13 protein-coding genes are annotated in these 22,102 nt (G+C 64.8%); 4 read left to right on the forward strand and 9 right to left on the reverse strand.

Annotation, left to right across the window (positions count from 1 at the left end; genetic code table 11):
- Positions 1–664: 664 nt before the first annotated feature.
- Entirely contained in the window at positions 665–1,942 is a 1,278-nt protein-coding gene (locus ACIBX3_RS43760) for a hypothetical protein (protein WP_397126524.1), read from the forward strand.
- A 44-nt stretch (positions 1,943–1,986) separates the two neighbouring features.
- Here ACIBX3_RS43760 and ACIBX3_RS43765 read toward each other — a convergent pair whose 3' ends face one another.
- Complete coding sequence (locus tag ACIBX3_RS43765; protein ID WP_397126525.1) at positions 1,987–4,194, reverse strand: hypothetical protein; 2,208 nt, start codon at positions 4,192–4,194, stop codon at positions 1,987–1,989.
- Between the two features lie 427 nt (positions 4,195–4,621).
- Here ACIBX3_RS43765 and ACIBX3_RS43770 point away from each other — a divergent pair, with 427 nt between their 5' ends.
- On the forward strand, positions 4,622–8,152 hold the full coding sequence (locus ACIBX3_RS43770) for a DUF4082 domain-containing protein (RefSeq protein WP_397126526.1): 3,531 nt from the start codon (positions 4,622–4,624) through the stop codon (positions 8,150–8,152).
- A 17-nt stretch (positions 8,153–8,169) separates the two neighbouring features.
- Here ACIBX3_RS43770 and rfbB read toward each other — a convergent pair whose 3' ends face one another.
- From rfbB to asnB, 8 genes are all read right to left on the reverse strand, one after another.
- Positions 8,170–9,150, reverse strand: coding sequence for a dTDP-glucose 4,6-dehydratase (rfbB, locus tag ACIBX3_RS43775; RefSeq protein ID WP_397126527.1), 981 nt, complete (start codon positions 9,148–9,150; stop codon positions 8,170–8,172).
- The gene (locus ACIBX3_RS43780; RefSeq protein WP_397126528.1) at positions 9,147–10,214 is read right to left on the reverse strand and encodes a glucose-1-phosphate thymidylyltransferase; all 1,068 of its coding nucleotides are present in this window, start codon (positions 10,212–10,214) and stop codon (positions 9,147–9,149) included. The genes rfbB and ACIBX3_RS43780 overlap by 4 nt, the downstream gene beginning before the upstream one ends.
- A 165-nt stretch (positions 10,215–10,379) precedes the next feature.
- The gene (locus ACIBX3_RS43785) at positions 10,380–11,330 is read right to left on the reverse strand and encodes a WxcM-like domain-containing protein (RefSeq protein ID WP_397126529.1); all 951 of its coding nucleotides are present in this window, start codon (positions 11,328–11,330) and stop codon (positions 10,380–10,382) included.
- Complete coding sequence (locus ACIBX3_RS43790; RefSeq protein ID WP_397126530.1) at positions 11,327–12,325, reverse strand: glycosyltransferase family 2 protein; 999 nt, start codon at positions 12,323–12,325, stop codon at positions 11,327–11,329. Before ACIBX3_RS43790 ends, ACIBX3_RS43785 begins: the two co-directional genes overlap by 4 nt.
- A gap of 4 nt (positions 12,326–12,329) precedes the next feature.
- Positions 12,330–13,496 (reverse strand): DegT/DnrJ/EryC1/StrS family aminotransferase, encoded by a 1,167-nt coding sequence (locus tag ACIBX3_RS43795; RefSeq protein WP_397126531.1) that lies wholly within the window; start codon positions 13,494–13,496, stop codon positions 12,330–12,332.
- 464 nt (positions 13,497–13,960) lie between these two features.
- Entirely contained in the window at positions 13,961–15,247 is a 1,287-nt protein-coding gene (locus ACIBX3_RS43800) for a lipopolysaccharide biosynthesis protein (protein ID WP_397126533.1), read from the reverse strand.
- Positions 15,248–15,305: 58 nt separating this feature from the next.
- Positions 15,306–16,439 (reverse strand): glycosyltransferase family 4 protein, encoded by a 1,134-nt coding sequence (locus ACIBX3_RS43805; protein ID WP_397126534.1) that lies wholly within the window; start codon positions 16,437–16,439, stop codon positions 15,306–15,308.
- A gap of 132 nt (positions 16,440–16,571) precedes the next feature.
- Positions 16,572–18,482: an asparagine synthase (glutamine-hydrolyzing) gene (asnB, locus tag ACIBX3_RS43810; RefSeq protein ID WP_397126535.1), complete on the reverse strand. Its 1,911-nt coding sequence runs from the start codon at positions 18,480–18,482 to the stop codon at positions 16,572–16,574.
- Positions 18,483–18,806: 324 nt separating this feature from the next.
- Here asnB and ACIBX3_RS43815 point away from each other — a divergent pair, with 324 nt between their 5' ends.
- Together ACIBX3_RS43815 and ACIBX3_RS43820 are read left to right on the forward strand one after the other, a co-directional pair.
- Positions 18,807–19,679, forward strand: coding sequence for a class I SAM-dependent methyltransferase (locus tag ACIBX3_RS43815; RefSeq protein WP_397126536.1), 873 nt, complete (start codon positions 18,807–18,809; stop codon positions 19,677–19,679).
- A gap of 458 nt (positions 19,680–20,137) precedes the next feature.
- A complete protein-coding gene (locus tag ACIBX3_RS43820; protein ID WP_397126537.1) occupies positions 20,138–22,096 on the forward strand; it encodes a DUF4082 domain-containing protein in 1,959 nt (652 codons plus the stop codon).
- Positions 22,097–22,102: the final 6 nt, after the last annotated feature.

Consider the following 22,102-nt stretch of genomic DNA (forward strand, 5'->3'; position numbering starts at 1 on the left):
CCGCCGGCTCGAACAGGCCCTGCCGCGTACGGTGTCATCGGTGAGCACGTCGTTGGCCAGCTTGCGCGGTTCCTGAGCAGCATGGCGAGCGGTACGCCGAACTCGTCGGGCCCCGATGTCTCACCACGTCACAGATGCGGTCCAACGACCATCGGTTCAGGCCACGGCGTCGGCACAGTGGCTCCGTAGATAGGCATCATCGTTCCCCTGACATGAACGCGGAGTCCTCGAACGAAGCGAGTCTGAGACAGAAGGACCGCATCGCGGATACCGGCTTGACCAGGCACGGGCGTCGTTCATCCGCGATATCCTTCCTTGAGGCGAATTCGACTGTCCGGCTTCATGCGGTTCCTCGACGACGGGCCTGGCTCACTGCCGCGAAGCTAGCCAGAGATTCGGTCACTTCGGCGCACGCCGCCGCGGTCAGTGGTGAAATGTTTTCTCGCTCCCTACCTAGACGTGATCGTCAGGCAGTCGGCACTTCCTTTCGCTGCGTCCTGTGACACGCCTTCGACGTGGGCTTCGCCGAGAAAGGAGCCTTGTCGAAAATAATTCACAAAGCGGGGTAATCAGCAGGCCATGCCGGTCTACGGAAAGCGCTGTGGAGCGGCCCTCGACGCTAGCGTCGTTATCGCCGTGTCACTTGTGCCAGAAGGTCGCCCTCATGGAATATGTCATTGTCGCCGCCGCAGTTGCGACGCTCATTCTGCTGGCCAAAGCGAATCTGGGCGCAGTGACGGCGAGGCGGGTGCTGCCGGTTCTGCTCACTGCCTTCGCCGTGCGGCTGATTGTGCATGTCCTGGTGCTTCGCGCGGGCCTCGTCGATTACGGCGGCGACAACCTCGGCTACGAGGCCCGGGCCATGCAGATCGCCAGCCTCTGGCGCCTTGAGGGCGTCTCGTTCGTCACCTCCGACGAAATGGCCTCGCTTTATTCCGTCGCTGTTCCGTGCAACGTCTTCGCCATGATCATCTACCTGTGTGGCGGGCCTGCACCGGTGGCCTGCACAGCCGTCGTGGCGCTCCTCGCTTGCTTGCTCTGCGTCGTCGTCTACAGGTTCGCCAGGCTGATGGGAGCCGACGAGCGTGCGGCGTTTCGCCTCCTGGTCCTGACTGCCTTCATGCCTGCGTTGCTCCTGCATACCTCGGACACTTACAAGGACGGGTTCAACGCCTTCCTCGTGGTCTCCTGCGTCGGCATCGCCGCGTCCCTCGCCATGCGTTTCAGGATGAGCAGACTCCTGCTGGCGGCACCGCTGTTGTGGTGCCTGTGGCACGTGCGTTCGTACATGGTCTTCATGTGTGCCATACCGTTGGTCTTCGGAGTGGTGATCTCCCGATCGAACGTGTCCATCCGCAAGATGTTCGCTTTCGGCGTGCTCCTGGCCGTCATCATGCTTTTCGCCAGCGACGTCTTCGACAACGCGCCCCTCGAGCAGATGCAGCAGCACCTGGACAGTGGCCAATCGGAGATCGCCCGCCACGCCAACGCCGATGGAGGGTCTGGAATCACTTTCGACGACGGCGGTGGCCCCTGGAGTGCCCTGGGGATGAAACTCCTCTATACAGTCCTTTCGCCGTTCCTGTGGACGCAGGGCAGCGTCGCGCTGCAGCTGGGCAAGATCGACGTGGTCGTCTGGTACTTTCTGCTCTTCTACGCGGCACGCGGTGTCTCCCAGCTCTGGCGCCGTAACCGCAGGGCACTTCTGGTGCTCCTGCTCTTCATCGTGCCCAGCACGATCGCCTATGCCACGACCGTGGCCAACGTCGGGCTGATCTTCCGCCAGCGCATCCCCATCGTCCTCGTCACCAGCGTGCTGTCCGCGGTGGCGTGGAGCCGGGTTCCTCGAGATCGGTCCCAAGTCGTTGCCTCTGAAGCCGAGGATCCCGCCGCGTCTCTCTCCGGCATCCGCAAGGATTCCTTCGGCGGGTCCAGCATTTGACATCCCCAGGAACAAGGGTTCGTCCTGTCGCCGGGACCGTTCGTCTAGATCTGATAGACGGCGAAGTCTCCGGACCGGTACCTGAGCCGGGCGAACGCCCCGAGTTCGCGTGCCGCAGCGGTCAGATGCTCGTCGACGAAGAGCCAACGAACCTCATAGTGTTCGCGTAGCCGCTGGATCACAGCGGTCGACGGCGCCTGGAATGCCGCCTCGTTGTCATTGAATCGCTCGCTGTCCCAGAACGGAAGGCTCATCACCGACTGCCCCGGCTGCCAGCGGTCCGCATTCGTCGGTGTGAACGCCCATCCCTCCAGCAAGATGCGTCGCTCCGTAAGTGCGGAGACCCAGAACTGGCGGGTGTCGCAGGGATTCTCGAAACCCCAGCGGCAATGGACGTTCGTGGCGACCACATCGTCCTGGCCAGAGTGGTCTCGCAACCATCGGGCTGCGGTCAGTGCGCCCTGCGGATACTCAGGGGCGCCCGAGGCTGAGGCCGCGACCTGATCGCCGGGGCCGTACAGGAAGCCGAGAACACGCGCATGGTGAGCGGCAGGCAAGCCGATGGCGCCCAGCGCGGACAGCACGAGTGCCCAACGGAGAACACCCGACCTGGCTGCCACGAGGACGGCCACGACCAGCATGATGACGACCATCAGTACGACATAGGGACGGTGGAGAAGGGTGTCCGGCTGACCTGGGTCCAGGGGCGCCTCGACACCGCAAAGGACGGGGAGCGCATAGGCGACGATCCCACCGGCTGCGACAGCCCACAGGGCGGCTCCACGCGATACACGTGCTCGCCGGAGGATGACGAGCAGCCCGTGGACCGCGGTGATCGCGAGATAGGGGTAAGCCGCCCACAGGAAGTAGAGCTGACTCCTGCCAGGGTGGTCAAGTACGAACACCGCGGCGAGACCTGCGGCTGCTATGCCCAGCATGAGCACCAGGTCGGATCGGATGAGCAGCCTTGGCCGGGCCAGCAATCCCAAAATAGGACTCGAGGTGACGGCCCAGGCGGCGACATAAATCGCGGTTACGCCGATCACGGACATCAACGGAGGAGCGATGTCGGGCGGCATGCCGGTCAGGTCATGCCAGATGGTGCGCATATAGGAGAATGGAGCGACAATCGTTCCCTGTCGCTGGCCACCGTAGAGAACGGACTGCGCGAAAAGCAGGCAGGCGACTGTCATCAGAAGCGCGCCGATCGCGGGCCACGGCAATCGGCGCTGTAGCACCACTCCGACCGCTACTACTGCTGTCAGTCCCACGACGAGCATGGGTAGGTGGGTGGCCTTGGCGCCCATGACCGCCGCGAGGAAGACGCCCAGGAGGAGCCACGCCCCGATACCACCTCGGCCATCCCTCGAAAGATCAGTAAACAGCAGGACAATCGGGACGAACAGCAGCGCCCCGAAAGCGAAAGTCGGGCTCCCCCACGCGGCATCGTGGATTCCCCCGTAGGTGAACGCCCCCACCGAGCCCAGGAACAGACAGGGCGCTCCCACGAACATCGTCGCCACGGTCGCGATCGCGGCGCCCTTCCATGACCGCGTCACACGCCGCGCGAGCAGCGCGACCAGAGCGACGAGCCCGGCCAGCATCGGCACCGTGCCGAGTCGGAACAGCAGCACGAGCGGTTCAACACCGGTGATCCAACTCGCGGCCGCGTAGTGCACGTAGACGAACCAGTGGTAGAAGAGGGGTTCGCCGGCGACCATGGGGCTCATCGGCGGCATGTGTTGCTTCAGTTCGCCGATCAGGGCGAGATGGAACGGCGCGTCATCGGGATAGTTCACGAGCTCCGGCCAGGTGAGTGACCCTAGGCTGAAATAGGCATGCGCGCTCCAGGCGACCAGATAGCACACCATCAGTGCCAGACACCATGACCACCAGACAGGTGCAGCCGCGGGAATTCCTCCCTTCCAGTGCTTGCGGAGCCGCGGTACAGCAAGGAAGGCGACATATGTGCTGACCGGCCAAACCAGAACGAGAAGGGGAAAGCCGACAGCCCTGGCAACAATGTAGGCCGCCACCTCGACGGCGTAGCCGAGCGCCACTCCCAGCGCGAGATCTTCCGCAAGAGTACGGCGACCACGGTGCATGGCACGGACCAGCAGCAGGCCGGGAAGCGCGAGAGCGAGCGCCACATATGCCCCGAAGAACGCCATGTCAGGGCCCGAAACGCCATAGCGATGGAGTACGGCGGCGACGAAACCCGCTGTGAGCACCGCCGGCAGCCATGACGACACGCGCCTCGGACTCGCATGAGCGGAACGCTGGCTCCCGACCGGGGATCGTCTCTTCCGAGTATCCGTCAATGATTCCAGCGAGCGAGGCGCGGGCGCATCAACAGGTGAAGAGTCGACCATGTCCGCGAGTCTGACAACACCGGCAAGCATGACGAAGCAGGCGCTCGCGGCTCAGCACAGTCCTTGCCACACCTTTATCCGGGCGAGGGGCGCGACGGCGGACCCGATGCCGAAAACCTCCCCAAACTCACATCGGGCGCCAAATCTGTATAGCGATTATCATAATCCGCCCGGCAGGTTTAGGCGATAGAAATTGATGGCAAAGACATCGAACCGTACGGCTATTCGCGACGCGCCTCTACAGCATTGCCCACCAAGCTTCCTTACGTCCATTTACGGTTTACTTCAGGAAGTAATCGGAGACCACGTGCGATTCGGCGGCAAGAGCGGTTCCTGGCGGCGACGCCTGCTGCGGACCACACTCGTTGGCCTCGGAGGCGGCGTGTTGTCTCTGATCAGCATGCTGGGCGCCGATACACCGCCTCCTTCGGCACCGCCGGCGACCACGTCGGCCGCCGCCCGTTCGGCAGGCCAGGAGTACGTCGGAGAGTCGCCGTCGGCACACGGTTCAACCACCCTCCCGGACACCCCCTTCGAGACGAGCCCGAAAAAGCGCAGGACACTCTCCGATGCCTTTCATAAAAGCATGCGAGGCTCCCCCAAGCGCGCCAGGGAGGCGCGGGCCGACTGCCCGCCGACCTCGGCCATCTGCATAGAGAACAGCCTGCCCGGAAACCCTCCCAGCCAGTGGGATGTGCCCTTCCAAGGCGGGATCCCCGGATATCCCACCAAAATCAGTGTCAACAAGGGCGAGACGCTCGATTTCAAGGTGAACACCGGAGCGACCGACTATCGGATAGAGGTATTCCGGCTCGGATACTACAGCGGCATGGGCGCGCGACTGATCACCACCATAAGCCCGTCCGTCTCCCTGCCCCAAATCCAGCCTGAGTGCCTGAGGGACGCGCCGACCGGCCTAGTGGACTGCGGCAACTGGGCGGTGTCCGCCTCCTGGCAAGTGCCGAGCACCGTGGTCTCCGGCGTCTACATCGCGAATCTGATCCGCGAGGACGGCATATCCGGGCTGAGCCAGATGATATTCGTGGTCCGGGACGACGCGCGGAACTCGGAGATCCTGCTGCAGACCTCCGACGCGACGTGGCAGGCCTACAACCGTTATGGCGGCAACAGCCTCTACGCCGGCCAACCGGCGAACCGGGCGTACAAGGTGAGCTACAACCGCCCCTTCGATTCACGCAGCAGGTTCTTCAATGACGAATACCCCATGGTCAGGTGGATCGAGGCCAACGGGTATGACGTCAGCTACATCAGCAACGTGGACACCGCCAGCCAGGGCGCTCAAATACTCAACCACCAGGTCTTCATGTCGTCGGGCCATGACGAGTACTGGTCCAACGAGATGCTGAACAGCGTCCAGAACGCGCGGGACAACGGCGTGCATCTCGCTTTCTTCTCCGGAAACGAGGTGTTTTGGAAGACGCGGTGGGAGCCCAGCATCGACGGAAACAACACTCCCTTCCGCACGCTTGTCTGCTACAAGGAGACACTGGCGAACGCCAAGATCGATCCCAGCCCGCAGTGGACGGGCACCTGGCGCGACCCGCGTTTCTCTCCGCCGTCGGACGGCGGTAGACCGGAGAACGCGCTCACCGGGACGCTGTTCCGAATAAACGGCCGCGCGCACAACGCCATAACCGTGCCGGCGGAATTCGCAAGCATGCGACTGTGGCGGAATACTTCTATCGCCGGCCTCCTGCCCGGGCAGACGGCCGTCTTTCCGACGGGTACGCTGGGCTACGAATGGGACGTGTCCCCTGACGACGGATTCGCCCCCGCCGGTCTGGTGAAGTTCTCGAGAACGACCGTGGCCACCACGTCGCTGTTCCTGCTGGACTTCGGTAGCACGTATGGGGTCGGCACCGCGACACACAATCTGACGCTCTACCGGAGTTCGAGCGGCGCGTACGTGTTCGGCGCGGGAACCATCCAATGGGCGTGGGGCCTCGACGCCGTCCATGACAACCCGGGCACGCCCACCGATGTCCGGATGCAGCAGGCCACCGTCAACCTCCTGGCCGATATGGGCAGCCAACCGGCCAGCCTGCAACCGGGATTGGTGCCGACGACTCCGTCGACGGACACGGGACCGCCGACCTCGGCGATCGTCAATCCCGCGAACAACGGCGTCGTGTCGACAGGAACGGTCGTCCAGATCCAGGGCACCGCGGCCGACACGGGAGGCGGTGTTGTGGCGGGGGTCGAGGTTTCCGTCGACGGAGGCACCCGGTGGTTTCAGGCGGTGGGCCGGACCGACTGGCAGTTCGATTGGTCGACGCCGGCCACCGCCGGCCCCGTGACGATCAGAGTCCGAGCGGTGGACGACATCGGAAACATCCAGGGAACACCCACACAGCGAACGGTCATCGTCGGCCAGGGCTGCCCCCCGTGCACGCTGTGGCCGTCGACCACCGTGCCCGCCATCACGTCTCACACCGACAGCAACGCGGTCGAGCTCGGCGTGAAATTCCGGGCCACGAGCCCCGGCTACATCCAAGGCGTCAGGTTCTACAAGGGGACGCAGAACACCGGCACGCACACCGGCAACCTCTGGACGACCGCCGGACAGCTCCTGGCCACGGCGACGTTCAGCAACGAGACCGCGACGGGATGGCAAGAAGTCACTTTCTCGACTCCTGTCGCTGTCACCCCCGGCACCACATATATCGCCTCTTACCACACGCCCACCGGCCACTATGCGGTGAATCGGGGATACTTCACCACGGCGTACACCAACGGCCCGCTCACCGCTCCCGCGGACGCGGCCGCCGGCGGCAACGGCGTTTACGTCTACAGCTCGACAAGTGCCTTCCCGACCCAGACCTTCAACGCCAGCAACTACTGGGTCGACGTCCTCTTCGCGCCGTCGAACAGCCTCTGGGACGACGCCACGATTCCGCCGGTCATTTCTTCCGACACCAACGCCGCTACGCTCGGGGTGAAGTTCAGGTCGAACGTCAGCGGAGTCGTCCAGGGCATTCGTTTCTACAAGGGCTCCCAGAACACCGGTACGCACGTCGGCAGCCTCTGGAGCGCGGATGGGCAACTCCTCGCCAGCGCCACGTTCAGCAACGAGACCGCGACGGGGTGGCAACAGGTAACCTTCTCTGCTCCGGTGGTCATCGCTGCCAACACCACGTATATCGCCTCGTACTTCACCCCATCCGGGCGCTATGCGGCATCGCGACAGTACTTCGCCAACTCCTTCGCGAACGGTCCGCTCACTGCTCTCGCGAACGGCGCCGGCGGGGGGAACGGCGTCTACACCTACGGTGCCGGGAACACCTTCCCCTCCAGCACCTTCAACGCCAGCAACTACTGGGTCGACGTCGCCTTCGTGCCGTCGTTCAGCCTCTGGGACAACTCAGTGGTTCCCGCCGGCCAGTCCGCGGACAACAGAGCCGTCACCCTGGGCGTGAAATTCAGGGCGACGAGGAACGGCGTCGTGCAAGGCATCCGTTTCTACAAGGGACCGCAGAACACAGGCCCGCACGTCGGCAGTCTTTGGACGACCGACGGGCAGCTCCTTGCCAGCGCCACCTTCACCAATGAGACGGCAACAGGCTGGCAGCAGGTGGCCTTCTCGACGCCGGTGTCCATCACCGCGAACACGACCTACATCGCGTCCTATTTCACGCCGACCGGCCTCTTCTCGTTCAACAGGCCGTACTTCACCACTCAATACGTGCGCAACCCGCTCCTCGCCCTCGCGGACGGTGCGTCCGGCGGGAACGGCGTGTACACCTACGGAGCCACGTCAACCTTCCCCACCAGCAGCTTCCAATCCAGTAACTACTGGGTCGACGTGGTGTTCGGTTGAGTGCGGGATCAACCGGCTCAAGCGGTATCGAGCCGCTTCAACGGCCGCCACCACGACTGGTTCTCCCGGTACCAGCGCACCACCTCGGCCAGCCCGGTGTCGAAGCCGACCAGCGGCCGGTAGCCGAGGGCGCGGAGCTTGCCGCTGTCTACCGAGTAGCGCCTGTCGTGGCCGAGCCTGTCGTCCACGTGCGTGACCATCTCCCAGCCGACTCCGAAGGCGTCGAGCAGCCGCTGAGTGAGCTCCCGGTTCGTCAGCTCGACACCGCCGGCGATGTTGTAGGTCTCGCCGGGCGAGCCCTTGTCCAGCACGAGCTGGATGCCGCGGCAATGGTCGTCGACGTGCAGCCACTCGCGGACGTTGCCGCCGTCGCCGTACAGAGGCACGGGCAGTCCGTCGATGAGGTTGGTGACGAAGAGCGGGATGATCTTCTCGGGATACTGGTACGGGCCATAGTTGTTCGTGCAGCGGGTCACGCGCACGTCGAGCCCGTAGGTCTGATGGTAGGCGCGGCACAGCAGGTCGGAGCCCGCCTTGGCCGCTGAGTAGGGCGAGTTGGGGAGCAGCGGCTCCCGCTCGGTCCACGAGCCCGTGTCGATCGATCCGTACACCTCGTCGGTGGAGACCTGGATCACGGTGCGCACGTCCGCCTCGAGCGCGGCCTGCAGCAGCCGCTGCGTGCCGTACACGTTGGTGAGGACGAACTCGCCGGGCCCCTCGATCGACCGGTCGACGTGCGTCTCGGCGGCGAAGTTCACGATGGCGTCATGGCCCGGCACCAGGCGAGCCAGCAGCCGCGCGTCGGTGATGTCCCCATGGACGAAGGCGTAGCGCGGGTGCCGGGCGACCGAGTGGAGGTTCGCCGGGTTGCCGGCGTAGGTGAGCTTGTCCAGCACCGTCACGTGCGCGCTCTCGTAGCCGGAATGGCGGCCGGACAGCAGTGATCGTGCGTAGTGGGAGCCGATGAATCCGGCGCCGCCCGTGACCAGGATTCTCATGCGCGCACCTGGATCTTGCTGTGGTCGCCGACCATGAGCTGGTTCATGTTGGGCAGCCCCGTGGCACGGGTGACCTCGACGTTCCGGCCGATGAGGGAGTTGGTGAGGCCGGAGACCCCGAGGATGGAGGACTCTCCAAGGATGATGCTGTATTCCACCTCGGCGCCTTCCAGCACGCAGCCCTCCCCGACGGAGGTGTAGGGACCGATGTAAGATCCAATGATCTTGGCGTTGGCGCCCAGGACCGCGGGACCGCGGATCACCGAGTGCTCCACTATGGCACCGGGCTCGATGACGACGCGCCCGGTTATCTCGGAGAGGCCGTCCACGGTCCCCTTGATGTCGCGCTCGACGGTTTCCAGGACGATGCGGTTGCACTCCAGCATGTCCTGCAGCCGCCCGGTGTCCTTCCAGTAGCCGCTGACCAGGTGCGAGTGGACGCGATAGCCGTTGTCGACGAGCCAGCGGATCGCGTCCGTGATCTCCAACTCGCCGCGTGCCGACGGGCTGATGGCGCGCACCGCGTCATGGATCGCGGGCGAGAACGTGTAGACGCCGACAATGGCGAGATCGCTGCGCGGGTGCTCCGGCTTCTCCTCCAGTCCGGTGATCTCCCCGTCGGGACCGAGCTCCGCGACTCCGTAGAGCTGCGGCTCGGCGACCCTGGTAAGCAGGATCTGGGCGTCGTAGTCGGCCTTTCGGTAGGCGTCCACCAGGTCCGCGATGCCGTTCACCAGGAAGTTGTCCCCGAGGTACATGACGAACGGCTCGTCGCCGACGAAGTCCCTGGCGATCAGCACACAGTGCGCCAACCCCAGCGGCTCCTCCTGCGGGATGTAGGTCACCTCCAGGCCGAACCTGGAACCGTCCCCCACCGCCTCCCGCACCTCGCGGGCCGTGTCGCCGACGATGATGCCGACCTCGGTGATACCAGCGTCTTTGATCGCCTCGAGCCCGTAATAGAGCACGGGCTTGTTGGCTATAGGGACCAACTGCTTCGCCGAGGTGTGGGTGAGCGGGCGCAGCCTCGTGCCCTTGCCGCCCGCCAGAACGAGTGCCTTCACCGCTCCTTGAACCCTTCTGCGAAGAACGCATGGTTGGCTGGGACCCTGTCCACTCGAATGTATGTGCCGCCCGAATTGGCAGGCCGTGCGCCACCTTCCCTTTGCCGAAGGGCTTGCCATACGTTGCCGACGCTAGAGGATTCGCCCGGGCCGGAACCTGCGTCCTTACGCTGGCACCGGCGCGCTGGAGACGATCTTCTGGAAGTCGTCGTACGAACGGATGTAGTCGTCGGGGTCGTAGTGCTGCGAGGCGAACACCAGGAGCACGGCTTCCGGCGAGTAGCGATACTGCGTCCCCCAGAGCATGGCCGGCATGTAAACGCCGCGGCTTGGGCGATCGAGGGTGATCTCGCGCCGGTTGCGCCCGTCGTCGAGAAGGATGCCGCATGAGCCGTGCACGCAGATGAGGAACTGCTCGCACCGCTTGTGCGCGTGCTCGCCCCGTACTTCCCTGCTCGGCACGTTGAAGACGAGGAAGTAGCGCGCGGGCGTGAACGGCAGTTCGCGCTCGAACTCGCCGACCGACAGCTCGCCACGGAGGTCCTTCGCCACCCGCAGCTCGTGCAGGCTCGCGTTCCCCACGCCCAGCGCCACCCTCCCGGGCGAGCGGGCGCCATCGGCGTGCGGCGGAACGCCGGGATCCTCCCTGTCCGCGACGTAGCCAGTGATCCGTGCGGGATTTCCGACGACGATGGCGTTCGCCGGCACAGATCGAGTCACCACGGTCCCCGCGCCCACCATCGCACCGGTGCCGATCTCGACGCCGGGCAAAATCGTGCTGTTGGCGCCGATGGAGGCGCCGGCTCTGACGACGGTTCGGTCGAACGTTTCCGGATAGATCTTGCTGCGCGGGAACCGATCGTTGGTGAACGTGGCGTTGGGGCCGACGAAGACATCGTCCTCGATCGTGATCCCGTCCCAGAGCTGGACACCGCACTTGACGGTGACGCGGTCCCCCAGCACGACGTCATTCTCGACGAACACCCCGTCGCAGATGTTGCAGTCACGCCCGATCCGCGCGCCCGGAAGGACGTGCGCGAACGCCCAGACCCGTGTGCCCGCGCCGACGGTCGCACTCTCGCACAGGGCCCGCGGATGGATGTAGACGTCGCTCATTGCCGCCTCTCGGTGGAGACCAAGTCGGCGTCGTGGCCGACGCCGCTGTCGAACGATCCTTCGAAGGAGCGGGCGGTACGCACGAGCGCCAGCGGCCGTCTCTTCGTGTTCTCGTAACTCCGCCAGGCATACGACCCGATGAAGCCCATGCCCAGCGTGTTGAGCGCGCCGAAGAACGTGATGACCACGATCGTGGCCGCGTAGCCCGCCGCCTCGATCTGCCCGGCGAGCCGCATGGCGATGACGAAGATCGCCAGGCAGCCGGCGACCAGGAAGCCCAGCAGGCCAATGACCGTGAGGATGCGGATGGGCAGGTCGGTGAAGGCGAAGACACTGTCCAGGAGATAATTGATCTTCTTGGCGAGCGTCCACGAGCTCTTCCCGTGCGCCCGTTCCCGCCGCCGGTACGGCACTTCACTACGCCGGAAGCCGAGCCAGTACACGAGCCCCACCAGCGAGGTGTTGGCCTCTTCCAGCCGGAGGAGCTCGTCACGAATGCGCTGATTGCAGCCGAAGACGTCGACGCCGCCCGCAGGGATCTCCGGCAGGACGAAACGCCGGTAGAAACGCCAGAAGAGATTGGCGGACAGGCGCGTCATCCCCGGATCGTCCCGGCCTTCGCGAACGCCTACCACGATGTCGGAGACATCGTTCACAAGCCTGTCGAGAAACGTGATCACCAGGTCGGGCGGCTCCTGGAGGTCCGCCGCCATGACCGCGAAGTAGTCGCCCTTGGCGGCTCGCAGACCCGTGCGAATCGCGGCGAAGGAGCCGAAGTTCCGAGCGTGCAACAACAGTTGCGATCGGAACGGTGCCTGCGGCAGGGCCGCCTTGAGCAGGTCGAAGCTGTTGTCGGGGCTCCCGTCCACCACGAAGACGACCTCCACCGGCATACGATGACGTTCCGCGACGGTCGCGCTGATGTCGGTGAACTCCGCGATCAACTGTGGGACGAACTCCGCATTGCGGTACACGGGAACGATCACCGAGAGCATGGCCTCACCACGTGTTGATGCTCGAGATCACGTGGGTGACCTCGGCGTCGGAGAGTTCGGGATAGCAGGGAAGCGTCACGATCGAGTCCGCCAGGTCGTCCGTCACCGGTAGCCCCTCGCGGAGCCCGAGATCAGCGAGCGGGCGCTGACGGTGATCGGGAACGGGGTAGTGCACGTCGGTCGCCACACCTGCGCCGGCGAGCCGGGCACGGAGCTCCTCGCGCTCGTCGCAGGTGACGACGTAGAGGTGAGCGACGAACTCCGCACCGTGGACGGGCGTGCCCTGGACGCGCGGATGGGCGATCTCCCGCGAGTAGCGGGTCGCGATGTCCCGGCGTCGCTGGTTCCAGCCGTCCAGGAAGGGCAGCTTGGCACGCAGGACGGCCGCCTGCAGCTCGTCCAGGCGACTGTTACGGCCGCCGCCGATGCCGATGCGGTACTTCGACTCCCACCCGTACTGCCGCAGTCGTTTCAGCCGAGCGGCCACGTCCGCGTCGCCGGTGACCACGGCACCGCCGTCGCCCAGCGCGCCGAGGTTCTTGGTCGGGTAGAAGCTGAACGCCGCCGCCGCTCCGAAACCTCCGGCCCGCCGCCCGTCCCGTACGGCGCCGTGGGCCTGCGCGCAGTCCTCGAACACCGGCACGCCGGCCCGGGCAGCGATAGCCAGGACGTCCTCCATGTCGTGCAGGAGGCCGAACAGATGGGTGACCACGATCGCGTCCAGGCGCTCACAGTCCACGGCACGCTGGAGCTGGGCCAGGTCCATCAGCTTCGTGTCCCGGTCCACGTCCACGAACACCGGCCAGGCGCCCAGGGCCAGGAGTGCGGTGGTGGTGTAGAAGCCGGCGTTCGCGACCGTGGCGACCCGGCTGCCTGCGCCGACGCCGAGCGCGCGAAGCCCGAGTTCGATCGCGTCGGTCCCGTTCGCGACGCCCACGCAGTGGGTCGTGCCGCAGTAGTCGGCGAAGTCCTGTTCGAAGGACTCCCCCTCCTCGCCGAGGACGTACCATCCGCTCTTGAGCACGCGCTCCACGGCCGCCTGGACGGCGGTCTCCGTCGAACGTGCGTGCCGGGCGAGATCATTGATCAGAATGCGGTCCGCCGCCTCGTCCGTTCCTGTGCCCAGGCCCTCCGTGGAGGGGCAGGGCGGGTATCCGTCAACAGGGTGCATCGTCGGGCCTTTGCTGCGTACGGCGGTCGAGGCTGCCCGGACAGCCGAAACCGATTCAACGCGGGCACCACCGGACTGAGCCACTCCCGGCGCGCCCCCCGCGGCCATTCCTTGCCGAGCCATTACCGGTGGCTTGCGGAGCATGCCGATGGCGCAGCGCCGCGGGATGCCTGTCCGCTCGCCGCAGCCTCCGGATTTCGCGCAGAAACGCAGGTACTGGGACGAGGTCAGTGAACGGCCGACCTCGACGGTGCACCACGACCGCGCCCGGACGCCTTTCCCGCAGCACATCTGCGACCTCGGCACCGTTCACGGACGCCACGTCCAGACGGCCGTCGCGCGGCCGGCCGTCGTGCCCTGCGAGCAACGCCGCCATGCGCGTCTACGATCGCGGCTTGATCACTAGCCGGTCGCAGCCGAGAAAGGCCAGCTCAGCGGTGACGACGCGAGGGCCGAGCTTGCAGCTAAGGTACGGCCACGCCCCTGCGCATCCTGGCGGCCAGCGGCCGGAGCAACAACCGGACGTCCGCCGTCCCGGGGATCAGTTCCCTCACCGCTAGCCCTGTTGACTTGAGGAAGCGGGACGCTTCCATGGCGCCCATGAGGACATATGCGACGGTAGACGCCAAGGCTGCACCCAACGCACCCCAATGAGGAATCATCGCGAGGTTCAGCAGGAGGTTCAGCGCCAGCGCGCTGACCGAGATGGCGCACATCCTGGTGGGCCGCTCCACCCGTACGAGATACTGTTCCAGCGGCCTTACCAGCATGAGCGCTATCGTTCCTGGGGCCAGCGCGAGCAGCGGAGCCACGCTCGGGGCGAAGGACTGCCCGTACACCACCGGAATCAACCACGGTGAAGCGCCCGCGATCACTCCGACGCTGGCGGAGGAGATGAGAATATTGATCCGCAGCGCACGAGCGGTGACGTGTCCCGCATCGGCTACATCCCCGGCGGCCTGTCGCGGGAGGATGACTTGTGTGATCGTCTCTCCCGGGACGCGCGCCAACGTCGAGACCGTGACCGCGACCGTGTAAATGCCTACGGCGGCCGGCGAGTCCAGGGTGTTGAGCAGCAGCACGTCGATGCTGACCAAGAAGTGCAGGGCCACCCAGCCGACGTGGTACTTCCCCGAAAGACTGAGCTGACGCCGAACCAGCCGACGGTCCCATCGGAACGACATCGGCCTGAGCCCTCGGAGGTCACGGGCGAACGGCAGTGCCGTCGAGATCGCCCAGCAGATGATGACGCTGGTGATGGTCACGCGATCGATCGCCGCGAGAAAGAGAATGGGCAGGCATTGGGAGAGCGCCGACAGGAGAGTCGTCCGATTGACGAAGCCCATGCGTGACTGCAGCATGAGGATTCCGTCGAGGTTGATGGCGGCAGCGCCGAGCGGCACCACCGCCATGGCCAGCGCCCACAAGGCGAATCCTCCCGGCGAGCCACTTGCCGAGGCCAGGGCCAGGGCGCCGAGCGCCGACACGAAGCCGAGCGACAAACCCAGAAACAGACCGTTCGTCGTCAGGGCTTGATGTCGCGACCGGTCCGACCACAAAGCGATCTGGGACTTCTCCACCGACAGGTGCCCCACGACGATGGCGGCGCCGGCCGCGGTGGCTATCACCGCGTAGACGCCCCTGCCCTCCGGTTGGAGCGTGCGCGCGAGGAGTACGCCCGTCGCCATGGCCAGGACCAGCCGTATTGCGCGACTGATCAACGTATGGACGACGACCGCGGAAGAGTTCATGGTCGAAGACGCCATCGACGCGGACCCCGGGCCGGGGGAACGGAAGCTGGGCGACACATCATCTCTCCAGAAGGCGGCCATACAGTGCGATGTGCTCTTCGGCCATGGTGGCCGCTCGGAGATTCTTCGTCGCCCAGGCACGCGCCGCGGCTCCTAGCGACGCGGCGGTTTCGGGATCCCGTAGCAGGCGGGCAATGGCCTGGCTGAGGGACACGGGGTCGGAAGGGGGAACAAGCACGCCTCGGTCCTCGAGCAGTTCAGGCGTCCCCCCGACCGCCGTCGCAATGATCGGCCGGCCTCGTGCCATCGCCTCCATGACGGCGTTGCTGAGCCCTTCGGAAATCGAGGGAAGAACCACCACGTCGGCGCGGTCGAGCATACCTCTGGCGTCCGTCATGGCTCCGAAGAAACGGATGTCGGCGTTCGACGTGCGCGCCTGGGCTTTCAGCCGCTCCTCCTCAGGGCCGTCACCGACAAGCACGAACGTGCACGGAGTTCCCTGTCTGGCAAGCAGACCGGCGGCCTCGATCAGAACACTGTGCCCCTTCTCCGGCCTGAGCCGTGCCAGGCACAGCACCACTTGGTGGTCGGTGTCGATGGTGGCTCTTTCGACAGGCTCAAAAGCCGCATCCGCCATGCCGTTGTAGATCACACTGAGCTTGTGTGGCGGGATACGCTCGACCCGTCGCACATCATCTGCGACGGCTACCGCGTTCGCCACCACATGGTCAGTGATTCGCACCATCCTGCTGGCAAGAGCGAACGATCGCCGCCTCGGCCCGGTCCTGAGGACATCGGTCATGCTCCGGCGACCGGCCACCATGACGGGAACCCCCGCAAGCAGTGCGGCGGGCGTCCCAGGAAAGTAAGCCTCGAGAAGGAACGCATGCAGCACGTCAGGGCGAAGCCTGCGCAACGTTCTCACGAGCCGGACGAAGGTCCAGAGCTTTCGGATGGCCGAGGCTCGGCGAGGCCACTTGCGACGGGAGCCGACGTGATGAATCCGGATCCCGGCATCGCGCAACTTCTTCTCATGTGGTCCGCCCTTGGACACGACCAGGACGTCCACCTTGATGCCTCTTTGTTGTAGTTCACGGGCAAGAAGAGACACTTGTGTTTCGGTGCCCCCCAACCCCAACTGTCCGATGAACAGCGCGACATGCCGAAGGTTGCGTTGATCTCTTGACCCCATTGCGGAACCTTTCGTGGACTCTTGGCTCACGCCAAAGCGCGAAGAGTCGGTGATTCGCGGACTTCGTCTCGTGGCGGGCTCATCACCGATCGAGCGCCGATTCTTCGAACGAGACTCCCGGCCCGCGCGCGCCTAGGACACGCCGCATCGACTCTCCACGTGCGTCGGCCTGCCCGGCACGGCATGAGTCCGATACCACAGCTCCAACTGCAAGAGAGCCCAAAGCCGTCCAGCATGGTCTATGCCTGACATGTGACGGTCGAGGAGATGTTCGACCGCCGAGGGCTTGAACAGACCTCTGGCGCGAGCCGTGTCATCAGTGAGCAAGTCGTAGGTCATTTCCCGCAGGTCGTTGCGCAGCCACTTGGCGAGCGGCACACCGAACCCTTGCTTGGGGTAGTTCAACAACTGCTGCGGCAGCCACGGCGCCACAGCTCTCTTCAGGAGCAGCTTCGTCTTCAGGTTGCGCACCTTGAGCGCGCTGGGAACGGTGGCAGCCCATTCCATCAGATGATGGTCCAGGAACGGAGAGCGTGCCTCCAGAGAGTTGGCCATCGTGGTGATGTCGACCTTCACCAGCAGATCTCCGGGAAGGTACGTGAGGGTGTCCAGTTGAAGAATGCGACTGACTTCGCTCTTCAGAGACGACTTCTCGAAGATCTCCGCGAAAATCTCGTAACTGTCCGCCTGTGCCGCCTGACGCCGCAGCGCGTCGCTGTAGATCCGGGCCTTCTGCTGCCGGGTGAAGCAGGACATCAGGGACGCGTAACGGTGCGACGGGCGCTCTGCCGCGAATGCCATCAGGCGGCCGAGCTTTCGTCGCAGGGTGCCGGAACGAGAACGGTCCATGATCGTCGTTCCTAGACGGTCTGACACCCTCGCCACGGGCGCGGGTATGGCCGGAATCCTGCTTGCCAGGTTCATCAAGGGATACCGCTGGTAGCCACCGAAGCATTCGTCTCCGCCGTCCCCGTTGAGCACGACGGTGACATGCCGCCGGCTCAGCTGGGCCACATAGAAGCTGGGGATCGCCGACGAGTCAGCGAACGGTTCATCGAAATGCCAGGCCAGTCGAGGCAGGACGTCAAGAAGACGGGACGTGACGACGAGCTCATGGTGGTCGGTGCCGTAGTGGTCGGCGACCATGCGAGCCTTCTGCCGCTCGTCATACTGGCTTTCATCGAATCCTATGCAGAACGTCTTGACGGGCTCCGCGCTCTGCATGGCCATGGCCGCCACCACCGCCGACGAGTCGATCCCTCCTGACAGGAAGGCTCCCAGCGGACGCTCACTCACCATACGAATTCGGGTGGCTTCCAGAAGCAGCTCGCGAAGACGCTCTTCCTCCGCCCGCTCGTCCGTCACCACTCTCGGTGCGTGGTCCAGGCGCCAATACCGTTGCACGGTTATCTGGCCGCGTTCCCAAACGAGAAGGTGCCCCGGTGGCAGCTTGTACACGTCTTGATAGATCGACTGCGGCGCGGGAACGTACTGATAGCTCAAGTAGTGATGCAGGGCGAGCAGATCGACCTCGCGTGGCATTTCCGGATCCTGGGTGAGAGCCTTGAGCTCCGACGCGAAGCGAATGGAGTCGTGATCCGCGCGCCAGTAGAGCGGTTTCTTCCCGACCCGGTCCCGCGCCAGAATCAGCCGCTCACGCGCACGGTCCCAGACCGCGATGGCGAACATCCCCCGGAGCCGGTTGACCAGCTCCACGCCGTATTCCTCGTAGAGATGGACAAGGCATTCCGTGTCCCCCGCCGCGTACAGCTCATGCCCTCGCCGCGACAGGCCTTGACGTAGTTCAGCGAAATTGTAGATTTCGCCGTTGAACACGGCCACGACGCGATTGTCCTCGTTGTAAACCGGCTGATTTCCGGTGGCCACGTCAATGATGGCCAGCCTGCGCATCCCGAGGGCGGCGTGCTCGTCATCGTGGAATCCCGCGCCGTCGGGCCCTCGGTGCTTCATCACGTCGCACATCCGTTGAACAAGCGCCGGGTCCGGCCGCGACATCGACACGATTCCCGCTATGCCGCACACAAGCCCTCCATGGATGGGTGGGACGAACACCAGCTCGCTGCCGATCAGAAAAGATCATGCCGATCGTAAGAATTTTCGAGGGCTCAAGACACAACGGCAAATGAGCGTGTCATCCATAATTGTCCATGGCTGTCCCGGATGCCCATAATGGCGGCAGGCGAGTTCGCCGCGCACAGCCTTTACCAAAGCTGCAGCCGCCATTGACTGGGCGCAATGGGTTGGTGCGTTCCACTGACGTAGCATTTCGAGCTGTGACCGCTTTCTGGAGCTGGAAAAGGATAAGCGACATTGCGCCGGCGGAGCAAGAATGATGGGAACAGCGCCATGACAACGAATCCCGCGAGCAAGTCAGGCGAGGCCCGGTTCGCCTTCGGAGAAAATTGGCGCGACTATGTCGAGCTGGTCGACGAGAAGCGCATCGAGGCGGCCGGCCGCTCGCTGGCCCAGGCGCTCGGCGTAAGGGACCTCACCGGCAGTTCCTTCCTTGACATCGGCTGCGGGAGCGGGCTTTTCTCGCTGGCGGCGCACCGGTTCGGCGCAAAGGTGCACGCATTCGACTACGATCCCAAGTCGGTCGCCGCGTCGGTCGAACTCCGCCGCAGGTTCGCGCCTGACAGCCAATGGAAAATTGAGCAGGGCTCGATTCTGGATGTCGACTACACAAAAGGGCTCGGCCTGCACGACATCGTGTACTCGTGGGGGGTCCTGCACCATACAGGCGACATGTGGCGAGCGATCGGGGCAACCGCGTCCCTGGTCGCGCCCGGCGGCCTCCTGTACATCGCCCTCTACAACGACCAAGGCATTCCCAGCCGGCTGTGGTGGCGACTCAAACGGAAGTACGTGCGTTCCGGACCTGCCATGAGGAATGCCCTCGTCCTGGCCGCGGGCACCTACTTCTCCGCCCGCACCGCAATAGGGCAGTCGATAAAACGGCGGACCGGCACGCCATCCGAGAGTGGCGCGCGATACCGTGCCATGTCACGCCGGCACGATCTGATCGACTGGGTCGGCGGCTTTCCCTTCGAGGTTGCAAAGCCGGACGAGGTATTCTCATTCTTCCGCGACCGCAATTTCGAGCTCCGCCATCTGACGACATGCGGCGGCAGCCTTGGTTGCAACGAGTACGTGTTCCGGGCACCCTCTTCCGGCGAATCGCCTTACGAACATTTCATAATTCCACAACCGGGCAAGTGACCTGCTACGACGGGCAGGCACGCTCAAGGGGCCAGCGGTGGTCCGCGTTGGCATCGACCGCGCCTTCCACGATTGGCCACCGACATCATAAAGGGATATATCGCCATAAATTATGAAATAATCGGCCTGCAGATCACGCATTACCCCGAACGGTAGATCTTTCTTTTTGGCGCTAGCACATAAAGCATGACAAGCGTAAAATTCAGGAAAAGCAGCTTACCAATCGATCTCATGCGGCCACGCAGAAAGGCAGTAAGCCCGGCCGGACAACGTTAATGCGTTGAGTTCTGGCGGCGCGCGAAGCCCGTACCGGAAGCTGTAGAGATCGCCGAAGAGTGGTCACCATGAACAGATCTCATCCCTATAACGCCGCATCCCGCCAAGCCCTCGCACAGCTGGAAGAAAAAGCCCCTATCCGCACCTCCCGTTCGCGAAACCTCCGACGCTTTGTCGCGGAAATGCTCGCGTGCGTCCTGGTGACCGGGCTGATCGTCACGACACCAGCCGCGCTCGCGGACACGCCCCCGGTCGGCCTCGACGACGCCGCGCCCTTCGCGGTGCTGGCGGGATCCTCGGTGACGAACACGGGTCAGACCGCGATCACCGGAGATCTGGGCGTGAGCCCAGGGACCACCGTGTCAGGGTTCCCGCCCGGCACGGTGAGCGGCACCATCCACACGAACGACTCCACAGCGATCGCCGCCAAAGCCGACGCGGTGAGCGCCTACAACGACCTCGCAGACCGTCCGGTCGACAGCACCGTCGCTCCCGCGCTTGGCGGAACGACCAAGACCCCCGGCCTCTACACCTCAACCAACGGGACCTTCAACATCAGCGGGACCCTGACGCTCGATGCCCAGGCCGACCCCGAGGCGGTCTTCGTCTTCAGGGCGTCCACGCTCACGGGGGCCAACGTCAGCAACATCAACCTGGTCGGCGGCGCCCAGGAAGAGAACGTCTTCTGGCAGATCACCGGCTCGGTGACCCTGGGCACGTTCTGCACCTTCCGGGGAACCGTGCTCGCGTCGGGCGGGGTCACGGTCAATAGCGGCGCAGCGGTGTTCGGACGGATCTTCTCGCTCAACGACGGGGTCACGCTCCAGGGGACGGGGGGCATCCCGGCCACACGAGTCAGCCTGCCCGACCGCCCGCCCACCACCACGACTCTGACTTCGTCGCGCAACCCCTCCACACCCGGCGACAGCGTCACCTTCTCGGCGACGGTCGACGGCGGCTCGGAACCGGTGACTCCCCAAGGCGACGTGGTCTTCAAGGACGGTGCGACCACCATCGGGGAGGACCATTTCGACGGCGAAACTCCCGCCACGGTGACCGTCTCGGACTTCACCGCGGGCCAGCACCACATCACCGCCGTCTTCCTGGGCGGCATCACCTTCAACGGCGAAGAGCCGATCGATTTCGCGCCGAGCACGTCGAACGTCGTCGTGCAGAACGTGACGACCTCGCTCTGGAGCGACTCGGCGACGCCCGCCAACCAGTCATCGGACAACCGGGCCGTCACCCTCGGCGTGAAGTTCAGGTCGAACTCGAGCGGGCTCATCCAGGGCATCCGCTTCCACAAGGGGCCGCAGAACACCGGCACCCACACCGGAGGACTGTGGACCACCAGCGGACAACTCCTCGCCAGCCTCACCTTCACCGGCGAATCCGCCTCCGGCTGGCAAGAGGGCTACTTCTCCACACCGGTCTCGATCGACGCCGACACCACCTACATCGCCTCGTACCACACCCCATCCGGGTTCTGGTCCTACACCCGGCCCTACTTCACGACCGCGTTCACCAACGCCCCCCTCACCGCGCTTGAGGACGGCGCGGAAGGCGGCAATGGCGTCTACACCTACGGCGCCTCGCATTCCTTCCCCGCCAGCACCTTCATCGCCAGCAACTACTGGGTGGACGTCATGTTCACACCGGCGAACAGCCTCTGGAGCGACTCGGCGACGCCCGCCAACCAGTCACCGGACAACCGGGCCGTCACCCTCGGCGTGAAGTTCAGGTCGGACTCGAGCGGACTCATCCAGGGCATCCGCTTCCACAAGGGGCCGCAGAACACCGGCACCCACACCGGAGGACTGTGGACCACCAGCGGACAACTCCTCGCCAGCCTCACCTTCACCGGCGAATCCGCCTCCGGCTGGCAAGAGGGCTACTTCTCCACACCGGTCTCGATCAACGCCGACACCACCTACATCGCCTCGTACCACACCACACCCGGGTTCTGGTCCTACACCCGGCCCTACTTCACCTCGGCACGCAAGCGCGGTCCCCTCACCGCCCTTGAAGACGACTTCCAGGGCGGCAACGGCGTCTACACCTACGGGGCCTCGCATTCCTTCCCCACCAGCACCTTCATCGCCAGCAACTACTGGGTCGACGTCATGTTCGTCTCGCCCTGATGATCG

It is taken from the genome of Nonomuraea sp. NPDC049480 (genome assembly GCF_044465905.1).
Lineage (GTDB): Bacteria > Actinomycetota > Actinomycetes > Streptosporangiales > Streptosporangiaceae > Nonomuraea.

What these genes read in the sequence shown, in the direction of transcription:
- ACIBX3_RS43815 (WP_397126536.1), top strand. Translation starts at nt 18,807, where the DNA reads ATGACAACGAATCCCGCGAGCAAGTCAGGCGAGGCCCGGTTCGCCTTC.
- ACIBX3_RS43760 (WP_397126524.1), top strand. Translation starts at nt 665, where the DNA reads ATGGAATATGTCATTGTCGCCGCCGCAGTTGCGACGCTCATTCTGCTG.
- ACIBX3_RS43785 (WP_397126529.1), bottom strand. Translation starts at nt 11,330, where the DNA reads ATGAGCGACGTCTACATCCATCCGCGGGCCCTGTGCGAGAGTGCGACC.
- ACIBX3_RS43800 (WP_397126533.1), bottom strand. Translation starts at nt 15,247, where the DNA reads ATGAACTCTTCCGCGGTCGTCGTCCATACGTTGATCAGTCGCGCAATA.
- ACIBX3_RS43820 (WP_397126537.1), top strand. Translation starts at nt 20,138, where the DNA reads ATGCTCGCGTGCGTCCTGGTGACCGGGCTGATCGTCACGACACCAGCC.
- ACIBX3_RS43795 (WP_397126531.1), bottom strand. Translation starts at nt 13,496, where the DNA reads ATGCACCCTGTTGACGGATACCCGCCCTGCCCCTCCACGGAGGGCCTG.
- ACIBX3_RS43805 (WP_397126534.1), bottom strand. Translation starts at nt 16,439, where the DNA reads ATGGGGTCAAGAGATCAACGCAACCTTCGGCATGTCGCGCTGTTCATC.
- ACIBX3_RS43790 (WP_397126530.1), bottom strand. Translation starts at nt 12,325, where the DNA reads ATGCTCTCGGTGATCGTTCCCGTGTACCGCAATGCGGAGTTCGTCCCA.
- rfbB (WP_397126527.1), bottom strand. Translation starts at nt 9,150, where the DNA reads ATGAGAATCCTGGTCACGGGCGGCGCCGGATTCATCGGCTCCCACTAC.